11 protein-coding genes are annotated in these 13,764 nt (G+C 41.6%); 9 read left to right on the top strand and 2 right to left on the bottom strand.

Features of this window, described 5'->3' with window-relative positions:
* Window positions 1–243: 243 nt before the first annotated feature.
* The 9 genes from M2408_RS23120 (at window position 244) to M2408_RS23160 (ending at window position 10,801) form a co-directional block, all read left to right on the top strand.
* The gene (locus tag M2408_RS23120; RefSeq protein ID WP_259186961.1) at window positions 244–702 is read left to right on the top strand and encodes a hypothetical protein; all 459 of its coding nucleotides are present in this window, start codon (window positions 244–246) and stop codon (window positions 700–702) included.
* 317 nt (window positions 703–1,019) lie between these two features.
* Window positions 1,020–1,997: a DUF3347 domain-containing protein gene (locus tag M2408_RS23125; protein WP_259186962.1), complete on the top strand. Its 978-nt coding sequence runs from the start codon at window positions 1,020–1,022 to the stop codon at window positions 1,995–1,997.
* 11 nt (window positions 1,998–2,008) lie between these two features.
* Window positions 2,009–2,440, top strand: coding sequence for a hypothetical protein (locus tag M2408_RS23130; protein ID WP_259186963.1), 432 nt, complete (start codon window positions 2,009–2,011; stop codon window positions 2,438–2,440).
* 11 nt (window positions 2,441–2,451) lie between these two features.
* A complete protein-coding gene (locus M2408_RS23135) occupies window positions 2,452–3,102 on the top strand; it encodes a DUF3347 domain-containing protein (RefSeq protein WP_259186964.1) in 651 nt (216 codons plus the stop codon).
* Window positions 3,103–3,106: 4 nt separating this feature from the next.
* Complete coding sequence (locus M2408_RS23140) at window positions 3,107–3,571, top strand: DUF2231 domain-containing protein (RefSeq protein WP_259186965.1); 465 nt, start codon at window positions 3,107–3,109, stop codon at window positions 3,569–3,571.
* Between the two features lie 10 nt (window positions 3,572–3,581).
* Window positions 3,582–5,858 carry a multicopper oxidase family protein gene (locus M2408_RS23145; protein WP_259186966.1) on the top strand — a complete coding sequence of 759 codons (2,277 nt, stop codon included), beginning with the start codon at window positions 3,582–3,584 and terminating at the stop codon, window positions 5,856–5,858.
* Between the two features lie 345 nt (window positions 5,859–6,203).
* A complete protein-coding gene (locus tag M2408_RS23150) occupies window positions 6,204–7,319 on the top strand; it encodes a clostripain-related cysteine peptidase (protein ID WP_259186967.1) in 1,116 nt (371 codons plus the stop codon).
* A 367-nt stretch (window positions 7,320–7,686) separates the two neighbouring features.
* Window positions 7,687–9,333 (top strand): fimbrillin family protein, encoded by a 1,647-nt coding sequence (locus M2408_RS23155; RefSeq protein ID WP_259186968.1) that lies wholly within the window; start codon window positions 7,687–7,689, stop codon window positions 9,331–9,333.
* Between the two features lie 19 nt (window positions 9,334–9,352).
* Window positions 9,353–10,801 (top strand): fimbrillin family protein, encoded by a 1,449-nt coding sequence (locus tag M2408_RS23160; RefSeq protein ID WP_259186969.1) that lies wholly within the window; start codon window positions 9,353–9,355, stop codon window positions 10,799–10,801.
* A gap of 136 nt (window positions 10,802–10,937) precedes the next feature.
* On the opposite strand, the gene M2408_RS23165 is transcribed toward M2408_RS23160, so the two are convergent.
* Both M2408_RS23165 and M2408_RS23170 read right to left on the bottom strand, forming a co-directional pair.
* The gene (locus M2408_RS23165) at window positions 10,938–11,936 is read right to left on the bottom strand and encodes a beta-ketoacyl-ACP synthase III (protein ID WP_120259534.1); all 999 of its coding nucleotides are present in this window, start codon (window positions 11,934–11,936) and stop codon (window positions 10,938–10,940) included.
* Between the two features lie 305 nt (window positions 11,937–12,241).
* The gene (locus M2408_RS23170; RefSeq protein ID WP_259186970.1) at window positions 12,242–13,681 is read right to left on the bottom strand and encodes a PLP-dependent aminotransferase family protein; all 1,440 of its coding nucleotides are present in this window, start codon (window positions 13,679–13,681) and stop codon (window positions 12,242–12,244) included.
* Between the last annotated feature and the right edge of the window lie 83 nt (window positions 13,682–13,764).

Raw genomic sequence — 13,764 nt, forward strand, 5'->3', positions numbered from 1 at the left:
ATTGATTGATTGATTGATTGATTGATTGATTGATTGATTGATTGATTGATTGATTGATTGATTGATTGATTGATTGATTGATTGATTGATTGATTTTCCCGTCAGAAATTTTATAAAATAAAATAAAAATATTACAACAGCTGTTTCGGAAATAGTAACGATCTTTATCCCGTAATAGCTACATACAGGGTTATTTCCTGTAAATAAGGTATTATAGCATAAATAAAATAAATTTGAATTCCTATGTGGGCAAAAGTCAACATCTTGTTGGTCATCTGTATTTTGGGGCTATTTTTAGCACCAAGTCTGGGTTTTGCCTGCCATTCAGTCCCCGAAAAGCCGAAGCAGGAGAGGAAATCCTGTTGTGCAGAAAAAGGTCAGGATGTAAAGGATAGCGAGCAAGGTCAAGATCCAAAACATAATGACAAAGCGCAAGATGTAAAGGAGACTGACACGAAAGATTGCTGTAAAGATAAAAAACAGGATTCTGGAGCTTCAAATGATCACGGAGATGACTGTGGTAAACACTGTGCCGAAAAATCATGTCGTACTTCGATGCAATGTAATCCGATGATCTCTTTTTATGAAGTGGATCTTATTTTATCATCGGACACAGATCAGCTCAAATTGTATACCTTGTACAAGCAACCGTTTTGCTCGGATGCTTATTTTTCGATCTGGCAGCCTCCCAAAATAGCCTAATTATCGATGGTAGCCCATGCTACGTCTTTTTGGATCGCCATCGGCGTTCAAAACCCCTCTTAATATATAAGATGAAAATACCCATTAGATGATATGATCTAGTGATGGTCTAAGGCTTTTAGCGATGAATAACTGGCTATTGAGGAAGTTTTCGTTATTATTTATTTAAAATTTATTCGTCACCAGGTACTCTTATTTGAAAAGCATAAATACGAATCAAATTTTAGGGGGTATATCCTATACTATTAAAATATAAACTGAGTGTAATGCGTTCATTGATACCAATGAAAACAAACACCATCAATAAAAATTTACAGATGAAATATCCATGTTGGAAAAATACAAACACGTATGAAAATAGACGGGATATTCCATATGGCCATTTAAAAAAATATTTACAGATGAAATCCATTTCAATAATTGGCTTAGTAATCCTAGTATTACTGACCAATAACACGATACAGGCACAGATCAAAAATGCGAAAACAGCAACGGTAAAAGTCTTCGGAAATACCCCTGCCGCAAAAACTGTCATCGAGCAGGAGGGTAAGGCCGGAAAGACCGCCCAAGTAGACTGGAACCAGGAAACTAAAATTGCGACGATCACCTATGATGCTTCAAAAACAAATGAAGATGAGGTTTTAAAACGTATTGCCTTGGCAGGATTTGACAGTGAGAAGTTTCTGGCACCGGACGATGCTTATGCCAAGTTGCCCAAAGCAGATCAATACACAAGAACATTAAAACCTGTATCAAAATCGCAGGCTGCAACAACTGCAGAACCTAGTGGACAACATCAGTCGGGGCAAACAGATCATTCAGCTCATCAAAATGCTACAGCAGCAGCTACGGTAACCGGAAAAGTAACACAATTGACAAATGTGGTCGATCAATACTTTGCTTTAAAAGATGCGTTGGTCAAGACGGATGCCCAGACGGCAGCGACCAAGGCGGCGGCATTGCAGGAAGCGATCAAGGCTGTGGATATGAATAAGCTTGCATCCGCTGAACATACTGTCTGGATGAAGGTGATGAACAATTTGACTACTGATGCTACAACCATTGCGAAGAGCAAGGATGTGACCAAACAACGTGTTGCATTTGCCTCGCTTTCGACGAAGCTCTATGAACTGGCCAAAGTGAGTTCTTTCGGGAGTCCTGTCTACTATCAACATTGTCCAATGTTTAACGAAGGGAAAGGTGCAAATTGGTTGAGCAAGGAAAAGGCCGTTAAAAATCCATTCTACGGATCGCAAATGATTACTTGTGGAAGTACAGTTGAAACGCTTAACTAATAGCTGACCCCATGAAATATCTAGTTGCTATTATAGCAGTGTTTGTCCTCACATTGATGGCATGCACCAATCCACAAAGCAATTCAAAAGCAGCGCTTAAAAGTCCTGAAAAAGATACAACGATGCAGGTAACAGCTGCTGCAAAGCAGTACAAAAAAGGAGATCTCGTGCCTACTGAAGAGGTATGTATGGTCAACGATGCTTTTATGGCCAAGAAACAACTGCTGGTCAAACATGAGGGCAAGGCTTATTATGGCTGCTGTGAAATGTGTAAGGAACGAATCCCTAAAGAAGCCGCTGTTCGTGTTGCTATTGATCCCTTGTCCAAGAAAGAGGTTGATAAAGCCAATGCAGCGATTGCCATAACGGGTGATCAGGGTGAGGTTTCTTACTTTGAAAACGAAGAAAATTATCGGAAATACGTTGAAAATATAAACCAATAAATAGACTTAAAATGAAAAGAATAATACTGATTGTAGTTGCAGCAATGACACTTGCTGCCTGCAACAACTCAAAGCCGAATCATACGCATGCCGCACATACGGCGAAGGAAGATGAGGAGACAAGCGCAGCTACGGATAAAACGAAAGCAGATGCAGTAGTCGATACAACAGCAAAAGCGGTGGTTACTGAAACTGCTGCTAAGACAAAGACGGATGCTGCAGTCGCAAAGGATAGATCTCTTGATGAGGTGTACAGTGCTTACTTTGAATTAAAAGATGCGCTGGCAAGAGATAATGGGCAGACCGCACAGCAGGCCGCCAAAAAGATGCAGGCTGCCGTTGCGAAGATCGATGTCGCCAAGCTGGAGACCGCTACCGCTGCTGCTTGGAAACAGTATCAACGGAAATTGGCCTTTGATACAGAACATATCGCCGGGATTGATGAAAATGGACATCAACGTGAGCACTTTGTGACGCTATCCAAAAATATGTACGCATTGTTAAAAGTAGTGAAACCGGAAGCTCCGGTCTACTACCAGCATTGTCCGATGTATAATGAGGGTAAAGGTGCGCATTGGTTGAGCAAACAAAAGGCAATTGATAATCCTTATCTGGGCAAATCAATGCCTACCTGTGGATCTACTGTAGAAACAATTCAATAGCGTGATGGAGAAATTGTTTGAAGGGTTTCCCAGCTTGCACCCCTTGGTGGTTCATTTCCCTATAGTGCTGCTGCTTTTAGCTTTGCTCAGTCAGGTGGTGGCTGTAAGCTATAGCCGATATCGGCAGGAGTTAAATATAGTGACTTTTGTCCTATTGCTTTTGGGAACAATGGGGGCTTTTGCAGCAATCCAGACAGCATCCCATATTTCGGGAGATGCGGATGATGAAGCCTTTGCCGTTTTTGATATCCACCAACGTTATGCCTGGATCAGCTTCTGGCTGGCGGGGATAACCACAGTGGTGCGCTTCGTGGCATTGCGATGGAGTAAAGTCATCTGGACAAACTATTTGATCGTGATTTTGTTGATAAGTTTGTCTGTGACACTATTTATCACAGGACACCATGGCGCACGGCTGGTCTATCAGTATGGTGTGGGACCTAAAAGTAATGGAGTTTTAATTAAGTAATCGCATGAAAATGAGTAATAAGAGAAATATATTAATAATTGTTTTACTATTGATGACACAGGCTGCTGTGTTTGCACAAAAGGTGGTGCGTCACGAACTGTATGTTCGGGACACCATTGTGAATTATGCAGGCAAAGCAAAACGGGCTATTTCCGTAAATGGACAGATCCCTATGCCGACGTTGACATTTACTGAGGGGGATACCGCGGAAATTGTGGTTCACAACGAGTTGAAAGAAAGTACATCGCTGCACTGGCATGGTATCTTTTTGCCAAACAAAGAGGATGGTGTACCGCATCTAACGCAGGAGCCGATTAAGCCGAACTCAACTTATACCTATCGTTTCCCGATTATTCAACACGGAACTCACTGGTATCATTCGCATTCGGGCTTGCAGGAACAGATCGGCATGTATGGTAGCCTTATTTTGAACAAACGTGCGGATGACAAGACTTTTCGCAAAGGAATAGATGATTTACCGACTATTCCATTAATCATAAGTGAATGGACAAATTATAATCCAGATAATATCCAGCGGATGCTCCATACGGGAAATGACTGGGCGGCTATTAAAAAAGGGGCTACCCAATCTTACGCGGAGGCAATCAAAGAGGGCAAGTTTGGGACGAAAATTACCAATGAATGGAAGCGTCAGCTCGCCATGGATGTCAGTGATGTGTACTACGACAAGATCCTGTTGAATGGTGCCCATTCTACGGATCTAAAGGAAGTAGATGGAAAGAAATTGAAAGCGGGAGACAAGGTACGTTTGCGGATTTCCAATGGTGGTGCCTCATCTTATTTTTGGTTGCGCTATGCGGGTGGGAAAATTACCGTAGTTGCAAACGACGGGAATGATGTGGTACCTGTGGAGGTGGACAGACTGATGATCGCTGTTTCGGAGACCTACGATGTGGTCGTGACGATCCCGAATGAAGGGACGTCCTACGAGTTTATGGCGACAACGGAGGATCGGACGCAATCGGCAAGTTATTTTGTGGGTAATGGCATCAAGCAATTGATTTCACCACTCCCTCGTCTCAAATATTTTGAGGGAATGAAGATGATGAATGACATGATGAAGATGGATGGTAATCTGAATGATATGGGCATGAATATGAGCCTGAATCAGATGGATATGAATGTGGTCATGTATTCGGAAATTACCGGAGATGGAAAGAAAAAAGAAGATCACAGAAAGCATAGTGGTATGGATCATGGGAAGATGAAGGCGGAAGAGGACCCAAACCGTTACAATGCGAATGCACTGGGTGATATTGTCACATTGAATTATGCAATGCTGGAATCTCCCCATGAGACCGAATTGCCGAAGAATGCTCCTGTGCGGGATCTTAAATTTACCCTTACCGGAAATATGAGCCGCTATGTGTGGAGCATGGATAATAAAATCCTTTCAGAAACGGATAAGATTCCGGTGAAGAAAGGGGAAGTACTACGGATTACCATCTACAATAACTCCATGATGCGCCACCCGATCCATTTGCATGGCTTTGACTTTAGACTACTGAATGGCAAAGGTTCAAAAGCTCCATTGAAAAATGTGGTCGATATCATGCCAATGGAAACAGATACCATAGAATTTTTGGCAAATGAAGAAGGAGATTGGTTTTTTCACTGCCATATCTTATACCATATGATGGCCGGAATGAACCGGGTATTTGCTGTAGATGACTATAAAAATCCCTATTTGCCGGATAAAGCCAAAGCATATAAGGAGCTGCAACATGAAAGCAATATGACGCATTTTATGGCGCAGAATGACTTCGCGACCAACGGAAATGATGGTCAGGCAATGTTCCAGAATGCGCGCTGGCAACTGGGATCGGAATGGCGATTGGGTTACAACGACATGCATGGTTACGAGGTGGAGACACACTTGGGACGTTTTTTTGGAAAGATGCAGTGGTTTATGCCTTTTGTAGGTTTTGATTACCGTTACCGCCGAATGGGCGACGATGAACATGAAAAGAATATCTTCGGTCAGGCAAATAAAAAAGATAGCCGCAAAGCGGTGAGTCTGGGTTTTATGTATACGCTGCCGATGCTGGTGAATTTTCAGGCTGAAGTGTACCATGATGGTATTGTCCGATTGCAGATGATGCGTGAGGATATCCCGATTTCACGAAGAATACGTGGTGATTTTATGGTCAACTCAGATCTTGAATATATGGCCGGACTGAATTATATCATCACGAAGAATATGGCCTTCAGAACACATTACGATAGTGATATGGGCTTTGGTGTGGGCTTATCGTTGAATTACTAAAAAGCTTATTAAAGCAGGAAAAACAGGGTATCTCATGATGAAATACCCTGTTTTTTTATTAGATTCTCGATTACATGTCTATTTCAATAAACCCTTTGGAAATTTTAATACGCCTTCTATTATGTTTGTTCCTCTCAAAAAGACTTCTCCAATATAATTCATCATTAATATATAAATTATAATGTTGATTAGGATAAACTTTTACAAGAGATGCATCTAAACCAATTTAATCAAAGAACCCTCGTGACAGATCCTATGTTATGAAATTGTTATCAAAGCACAATAGTAATTGCTTTTATGTAAGTTTGAAATGATCTTGAGAGGTTTTAGATGAATGTAACTTGTATGAAGCTTTTCCTTTTAAATGGGCTTTTGGCTTTTGCTCTTTTCAGTAGCTGTAACGATAAAGAAGAGCTGGCTGTCAAAAGCGGCAATCGTGCGATTTTAGTTTATATGGGTGCCAATAACAATCTGGTCGCAGATGCCTACAACAGTATCAATGCAATGGAAGAGGGGCTAAGCGACTTGGATGCTGATATCTATGTCTATGCGACATTGGCAGGAACGACACCTAAAATCTATAAAATAGTTGGAGATCAAGGATCTGATATAAAGAGCAGGGTAATTAAATCTTATGAGCCTCATAATTCAGCAGATCCTGCTGTTATGAAGGAAATTCTGGGGACGATGCAAGGCTATGTTGCTGATAGGACTACAGGACTTATATTATGGTCTCATGCGACGAACTGGTTGCCTGATGCACCGGTTAAATTAATGTCTTTTAATAATGATAAAGGACGTAAGACTGACCTGAAAGATCTGGAGTCGATCTTACCTACTGGTCTTGATTTTTTAATGTTTGACGCCTGCTCAATGGGCAGTGTAGAAGTGCTCTATCAACTACGGGATAGAGCCCGATATACCATAGCTTCTCCGACCGAAGTGCTATCTACGAGTATGCCTTATCAACAGGTTTTAAAACACTTGCTCAATCCAGACCTTGAAAGCGGGGTAAAGTCTGCAGCAGCATCGTATTTTACATTTTATGATCAGCTATCGGGCCAATATCGCTCGGCGACCATCGCTGTCATCAATAATAGCCATTGGACTGAGCTTGCGGGCGAAATGAAAAAAACATTGATCCAACACCCACTTGCTACCATCTATCGAGATGGCCTACAGCGGTTGGATCTTGATGAAAAATCACTGTCGGCAGAGTTTGACTTCCTTGATTTTACCCATCAAAATATAGCTTCTTCGGCAACAGCAGACATTGATCGTGTTGTTGCTAAACTGGTCATTTATAAAGCACATACACCTACATTTTTAGGGAAACCGATCTTAAAGTTTTCAGGCCTATCCTGTTACGTTCCGGATGATCGCAATAAATGGGTACATCCTTACTATAAGTCCCTGCAATGGGCGAAGGATAGTGGCTTTGATTCCTTTGTTACGGAATAACGACAGGGGATAAATAATGTCGTCCAGACTCTTGTAATCTCAGGCTTATCCCAATAGCGGATTTTCTATTTTTACCCCCCCCCAGGTATTGATTTTTATAAAATTTGTTCTTCTTGCTTTTATGTTGTAGTCTATTGTTAATGTTAAGTTATCAATAGGTCGTATTTCTTTATATTATTAACATAAACTTGTTTTTGTATTAACTCTATTTATATTTCTAATGGTTTATTTTACAGCTGTCCATTATAATATATTGCTAGCGGAGTGTTGATTACTGTTTATGAATTTAAAGCAGTAGCGATTGCTCCAAAATGCTAGCATTAACCCTCATAAATAAAAGTCAATTTTTAACATAATCAAGTAAATAATGAAAATTAGAAATTTACATGTTGCATCGATTGCTGCACTCTTTCTATTAGCCACAGCCTGTAAAAAGGATAACACCATTGTGCCGGAAATTGTTAAGGACAATCGTATTGCGGCCCAATTTTCCGCATCCATTGATGGCGATATCCAAACCAAGGCTGCGGAAAGCAAGTGGGATGCCAATGATGCGATCGGCGTTTTTATGAAGACGGGAGATGGACTGACAAATGTACTTTCCACAAACAAAAATTACAATACAACAGGGGATGGTGCATTTAAAGCTGCAGCCACAGACCAGACACTTTTCTATCCCGAGAACGGGAGTACAGTAGATTTTGTTGCCTATTATCCATTCAAACAACAACTGGTCAATAATAGCTATCCTGTAGACATCGAAAACCAAAATAATCAGGCTGCAATTGATCTGATGTATTCGACCAATGCGGTTGGTCTGAGCAAAACAACCACAGCTGCTAATTTAATTTTCGCCCATCAGCTAGCTAAAGTTCAGATTACGATTAAGAACGGAGCGGGTGTGCCAGATCTGAATAATCTGACGACTAGTATCGTTGGTGTAAAATCGAAAGCCGATTTTGATCTATCCGCTGGTGTCATCAATGTTCAGAACCCAACAGCTACAATTTTGACTAAGACGAGTATTGCTGCTGGTACGGCTGTTTCAGAAGCAATCTTGATCCCTACGACGGATGAGACCAATACCAAAGTTGTCTTTGCTATTGGTACAAAAACATTCACCTGGACTCTACCTGCGGGTACAAAATTCGAGAAGGGTAAAAAATATAGTTATGAAATAGAGCTTAAGGGGTCGGGTAGTACAGCTACAGCGGTGGCGCTAAATGCAACGATTACCAATTGGAATACGGTTCCATCCGGAAGTTATAGCCTTGACCAGGAGACAGAGGTCAATCCGCCGGTAAGATATGGTTACATGGAAACCCCGCTTGTAAAAACCGACGAAAATACCATGTATGTGGCACATCCCTACCCTGGCAAATCTGGTGTACGTAACTATGCCATGTTATACGATAAGAGGTATAAGATGGCGTATTGGGTCGCCTATCCCATGCATACTTCATACATCGGTGGTTCGGGACGTTCTGATGCATGGGCTTTTGATCCGTCGATCGCAGCAAGCTTTCAGGTTGATCTGAGCAGCTCCTTTGGCAACGGCTACGACCGTGGTCATCAGATTCCCAGCGGAGACCGCACAGCGAGTAGAGACCTTAATGCGACCACCTTCTATTATTCCAATATGACGGCCCAGATTTCATCGATGAATCAGGGAATCTGGAACAACCTGGAACAGCAAGTACGGGTTTGGACCGCGCAATGTGATACGCTTTATGTAGTGACCGGAGCAGCGATTACCTCTGCAAACGATCAAAATATCACTTATTTAAAAGGGTCAGCCATTCCTAAATATTATTACAAGGCTCTTGCAATGAAAAAAGGTAATAATTATTACACGATCGGATTTCGCATCAATAACCAGATTATTCCATCGACTAGCAACTATAACAGCTATCGCGTCAATGTAAGTGATTTGGAAAAAGAGACCGGGTTTACATTCTTTCCCCAATTGGCCGGAAACCTAAAAGAAACAATTGACTCTAACATCTGGAAATAAATAAGAAAATAATAACGACATGAAAAATAAAAAAATTCTATCTGCAGCAGTTGTTATGCTGTTTGTCCTGTTCGGCTCGTGTAAAAAAGAAGGGTCGACGGGGACCGGAACTGAAATCGCTACAGGTATCAAATTTGCATCATCAATCAATGGGCAGATCAAAACCAAGGCCGTCAACGACGTTTGGGAAACAAATGATGCAATCGGTGTTTTTATGAAAACCGGTAATGGACTTAGCAATGTGCTCGCTGCCAACAAAAAATACAATACGGCAGGAGACGGGCAGTTTGCAGCTTCTTCGTCCGATCAGACGCTATATTATCCTGAGAATGGGAGCAATGTAGATTTTATTGCCTACTATCCTTTTAGACAGAATCTTGCAAATACGATTTATTCAGTTGATGTCAACAATCAAAGTAATCAGAGTGCAATAGATCTATTATATGCCAACAACGCTACAGGTCTAAATAAAACAAGTACAGCCGCTAACTTAAACTTTGTCCACCAATTGGCTAAAATCGAGTTCACCATTAAAGCGGGTGCTGGAATTACTGATCTAACAGGTTTAAGCGCGACTATTGCTGGTTTAAATACAAAAGCCAATTTTGATCTTGCGACAGGCACGTTGGGAACACAGACCGAGGTAGGTGACATTGTTGCAAAAACCGGTACCGTCAATAATGCTTTAATTTCTGAAGCGATTGTTTTGCCGGTTGCAGATGCCTCAGGTAAAGTAGTGACCTTTAGGCTGGCCACCGGTGTTTTCAAATTAACACTGCCAACCGCTACAAAATTTGAGCAGGGAAAAAAATATACCTATGCGATCGAACTGAAAAATGATGGAACAGCAACACCTCAGGCTGTTGCGTTGACCGCGACAATTACGGACTGGAATAATGTCCCATCTGGTTCTTATACAGTTGGTCAGGACGATGAAGTCAATCCGCCAGCAGGTGAGGATAAAGTGCTTGTTACTGAAACTTTTGGTACAGGAACTATATCAAGTACAGCGCGGCCAAAAATAGCGACATACAGCAACTTTGATAACAAGACCCTAAGTTTTACAGATAGTTACGGTACAGCAGACTTACGTACAATTTCTACCTATGGCGAAGGAACAAATGCACATGTCTGGTTACCAGCCAATAAAGATGCTTCACTCATGATTGCTGGAATTGCTGTTTCGGGCTATACAAAATTGAAGATTAAATTTGATGCTGCTGCAAATATCACTGGGACCAATACTGGAAATTTGAATATCATGAAAGTAAAGGTTAATGGTGTTGAATACGGAGTTACAGATCAGCCGATAGTGGGATCCACTGACGGAAATAAATTTTACACATTGGAAGTTTTGGGCAATGTTCCTGCCATAGCTATCAATACGGTTGAGTTTTATGGAGCAGCCAGCGCCAATAGTTTGGGTTTACGTTTGGATAACATTGTCATTACCGGTACAAATAAATAAGAAGAGCTGTTATTTAACGTGATAGATAGAATCCATCTCGCCGAAAAAAATATAAACAAAAAGCGCCAGAAATTGTTAGTTTCTGGCACTTTCTTTATGTTGTTCCGATTCTTTTAACAGATCGGGTTTTGATGTTTTAAATCATCCATTTAAATAGACTCGCTCCCCAAGAGAATCCTGCCCCAAAAGCAGTCAGCATCACTAAGTCTCCAGTATTCAGTTTTTTAATATTCTGCCAGATACACAAAGGGATTGTCGCGGCTATGGTATTACCTAGATATTCGATATTACTAAGTGCTCTATCTTCAGGAATATTGAGACTACGACCAACCGCATCGATGATACGTTGGTTGGCTTGATGTGGAATTAACCAGTTGATATCTTCAATTTTTAAGTTGTTGCGCTGTAAAACAGTATTGCAGGCATCACTCATCGATTGAACAGCATGTTTGAAGACTGTTTTGCCATCTTGTTTGAGAAAACGGTTGTCATTTACGGGTAGGTTGCTGTCGATCGGGTAGAGGGAACCACCGGCTTCGATCTTCAAAAATTCACGTCCAGCACCATTGCTACGCAGGTAGGCATCCATAACACCACCTTCGATTGAGGGTTCAAGCCAAATTACGCCAGCGCCATCTCCGAATAGAATATTAGTAGAACGGTCTTTTAGATCGACATAAGTACTGATGTTATCTGCGCCGACAACAAGCACATTTTTGTAACGTTGTGTCTCCACGAGCGACGAAGCCATATCCAACGCATAAAGGAAACCTGAACAAGCGGCATTGACATCAAATGCCCATACATTGGTCAGCCCCAATTTTTCGAGAATAATATTAGCCGTTGCTGGCATAGGCATATCTGGTGTAGATGTTGCTACGATAAGCGCATCTACATCCCGCAAATCTTTATTATATTGTTTTGCTAGATCCTGAATGGCTTTGACGGCCATATCCGATGTGGCAAGATTTTCATCCAATATCCTTCGCTCCTTAATTCCCGTACGTTTGATAATCCATTCATCGGAGGTCTCGCAAAACTGCTCTAAATCGGTATTGGATCTTCTGTTTGGTGGAATATATCCACCAACCCCAGTTATTGCTGCATACGGCCTGCTCGGTATTCTTTCAGTCATAAAATAATGTACTCTTTTCTCTCTTTTTCTACAGCCAAATCTTACAAATTAGTCAAGTTGTGATTTTGCGCCGTAAAACTACGGTTAATTTGTACAACTAAAGGGTGAAAAGATAGGTTTTTGACAAAATAATTACGTTTTTGAATAAAATTAACCGTTTTTAACTTTTGTCCTATACTATTCTTTTAATCGGTCTTGATTAGGCGAAATTATATGCTGCTGGTGGTGTATTTGTCGAAATTTTAATCTTTTTGATCTTTTCAAAAGGTCAAAACGGTCTAGCAATTTTTAACGTATTAGCGCACTTATCCAGAAATCCGGGCAAGTTTGAGCAGCTCCGCCAAGCTCCTGATTCCCTCTTCGATCAGCTCTTCTGAAATGGATCCATAACCTAGACGCAAGCCACCGTAACTATCGTCTTTATGATAGTTGTCGGGATGGGGAATATGAATTGATTTTTCTTTCAGCTTTTTGAAGAGCAATGTCCAGTCTACCTGATGTTTGAACGCAAGCCAGACTGCTAATCCACCTTGGGGACAATGGTAACTTACATGCTCTGATAGATGGAGATCGAGTTGCTTGACCATAAAGTCCCGCTTGCCTCGATAATAGTTGGTTGCTTTGCGGATATGTCTTCTTACGGTGCCATCCTGAATAAGTTCCAAAACAGCCTGCTCCATAATATTATCGCCTTGTATATCGATGAGGTAACGTAGTTGAGCAATAGCTTGCAATAAATGTTCATTTTTGCTGACAAGATAGCCTATACGAAGTGCAGGGGCTACGACTTTGCTCAATGTTCCGATATAGATCGAATGTTGCAATTCGGCAGCAGAGGCCAGCGGGTGATATGGTGTGTGATCGAAATGAAATTCGTAATCGTAATCGTCCTCGATAATCGTGAATCCATATGCATTGGATAACTGAATCAGCTCCGACCTACGGGCGGGGCTTAACGTAGCTGTTGTTGGATATTGTCGATGCGGTGTAAGGTATACAGCTTTGCTATTTTTTTTATCCTTTAGATGGGGTATCATTTCTTCGACAATGATACCCTCTGTATCAACAGGGATTTGTATAAGTTTTGCTCCGGTATGCTCGAATATCTTCCAGGCAGCGTGATAGCCGGGAGACTCTACAAAAATATAGTCATCCTTCTCCAGTAGACATTGTGCAATAAGATACATGGCCATTTGGCTCCCTCTGCTGATACATAGATTGTCCAGGGTAATATTCATATTGCGTTCCTGGTTGAGCATGTCGGCTATGGCTTGCCTAAAATCAATATGTCCCCTTGGGTCAGCGTAGCCCATCATCTTCCATCGGGCACTCCGCTTGAAAATTTGCCGATAAGCGCGTCCGAGCTGGTCGATCGGAGCAATCTTACTGTCAGGATTACCATCATCGAAAATAATGCGCAACGGTGCCTGAAGAGTGGATAGGGGGATGCTTTGGGTGGAACTTTCAGCTTTGGAAAGCAAAGACGGGAGCTGCTGGGCCACAAAAATCCCACGCCGCTGTTGACTAACCACCCATCCTTCGCTTAGGAGCTGTTGGATAGCTTCAACAACCGTATTACGGTTTAGCTTCAATTGTGTAGCAAGGGCTCTGCTGCTCGGTAAGGCTGTGCCACAAGCTAGTCTGCCCGATTGTATATCAGCGGCAATACTATCTGCCAGTTGTAAATAAATCGCCTTTGTGGAAGATCGGTCTATCTCCATTGTCAAATTCCAGGGTCTGAGCATGGGTCAATTTTATTCGGTAATTCACCCAAAGATACAATTGTTCTTTTGGATTGAAACCCTTTGCGATGATTCGATCGCACTTG

It is taken from the genome of Sphingobacterium sp. BIGb0165 (genome assembly GCF_024810095.1).
Taxonomy (GTDB): domain Bacteria; phylum Bacteroidota; class Bacteroidia; order Sphingobacteriales; family Sphingobacteriaceae; genus Sphingobacterium; species Sphingobacterium detergens.

Coding starts and splice junctions, on each gene's coding strand:
- M2408_RS23160 (WP_259186969.1), top strand. CDS start 9,353: ATGAAAAATAAAAAAATTCTATCTGCAGCAGTTGTTATGCTGTTTGTC.
- M2408_RS23120 (WP_259186961.1), top strand. CDS start 244: ATGTGGGCAAAAGTCAACATCTTGTTGGTCATCTGTATTTTGGGGCTA.
- M2408_RS23150 (WP_259186967.1), top strand. CDS start 6,204: ATGAAGCTTTTCCTTTTAAATGGGCTTTTGGCTTTTGCTCTTTTCAGT.
- M2408_RS23140 (WP_259186965.1), top strand. CDS start 3,107: ATGGAGAAATTGTTTGAAGGGTTTCCCAGCTTGCACCCCTTGGTGGTT.
- M2408_RS23130 (WP_259186963.1), top strand. CDS start 2,009: ATGAAATATCTAGTTGCTATTATAGCAGTGTTTGTCCTCACATTGATG.
- M2408_RS23165 (WP_120259534.1), bottom strand. CDS start 11,936: ATGACTGAAAGAATACCGAGCAGGCCGTATGCAGCAATAACTGGGGTT.
- M2408_RS23155 (WP_259186968.1), top strand. CDS start 7,687: ATGAAAATTAGAAATTTACATGTTGCATCGATTGCTGCACTCTTTCTA.
- M2408_RS23125 (WP_259186962.1), top strand. CDS start 1,020: ATGAAATATCCATGTTGGAAAAATACAAACACGTATGAAAATAGACGG.
- M2408_RS23170 (WP_259186970.1), bottom strand. CDS start 13,681: ATGCTCAGACCCTGGAATTTGACAATGGAGATAGACCGATCTTCCACA.
- M2408_RS23135 (WP_259186964.1), top strand. CDS start 2,452: ATGAAAAGAATAATACTGATTGTAGTTGCAGCAATGACACTTGCTGCC.
- M2408_RS23145 (WP_259186966.1), top strand. CDS start 3,582: ATGAGTAATAAGAGAAATATATTAATAATTGTTTTACTATTGATGACA.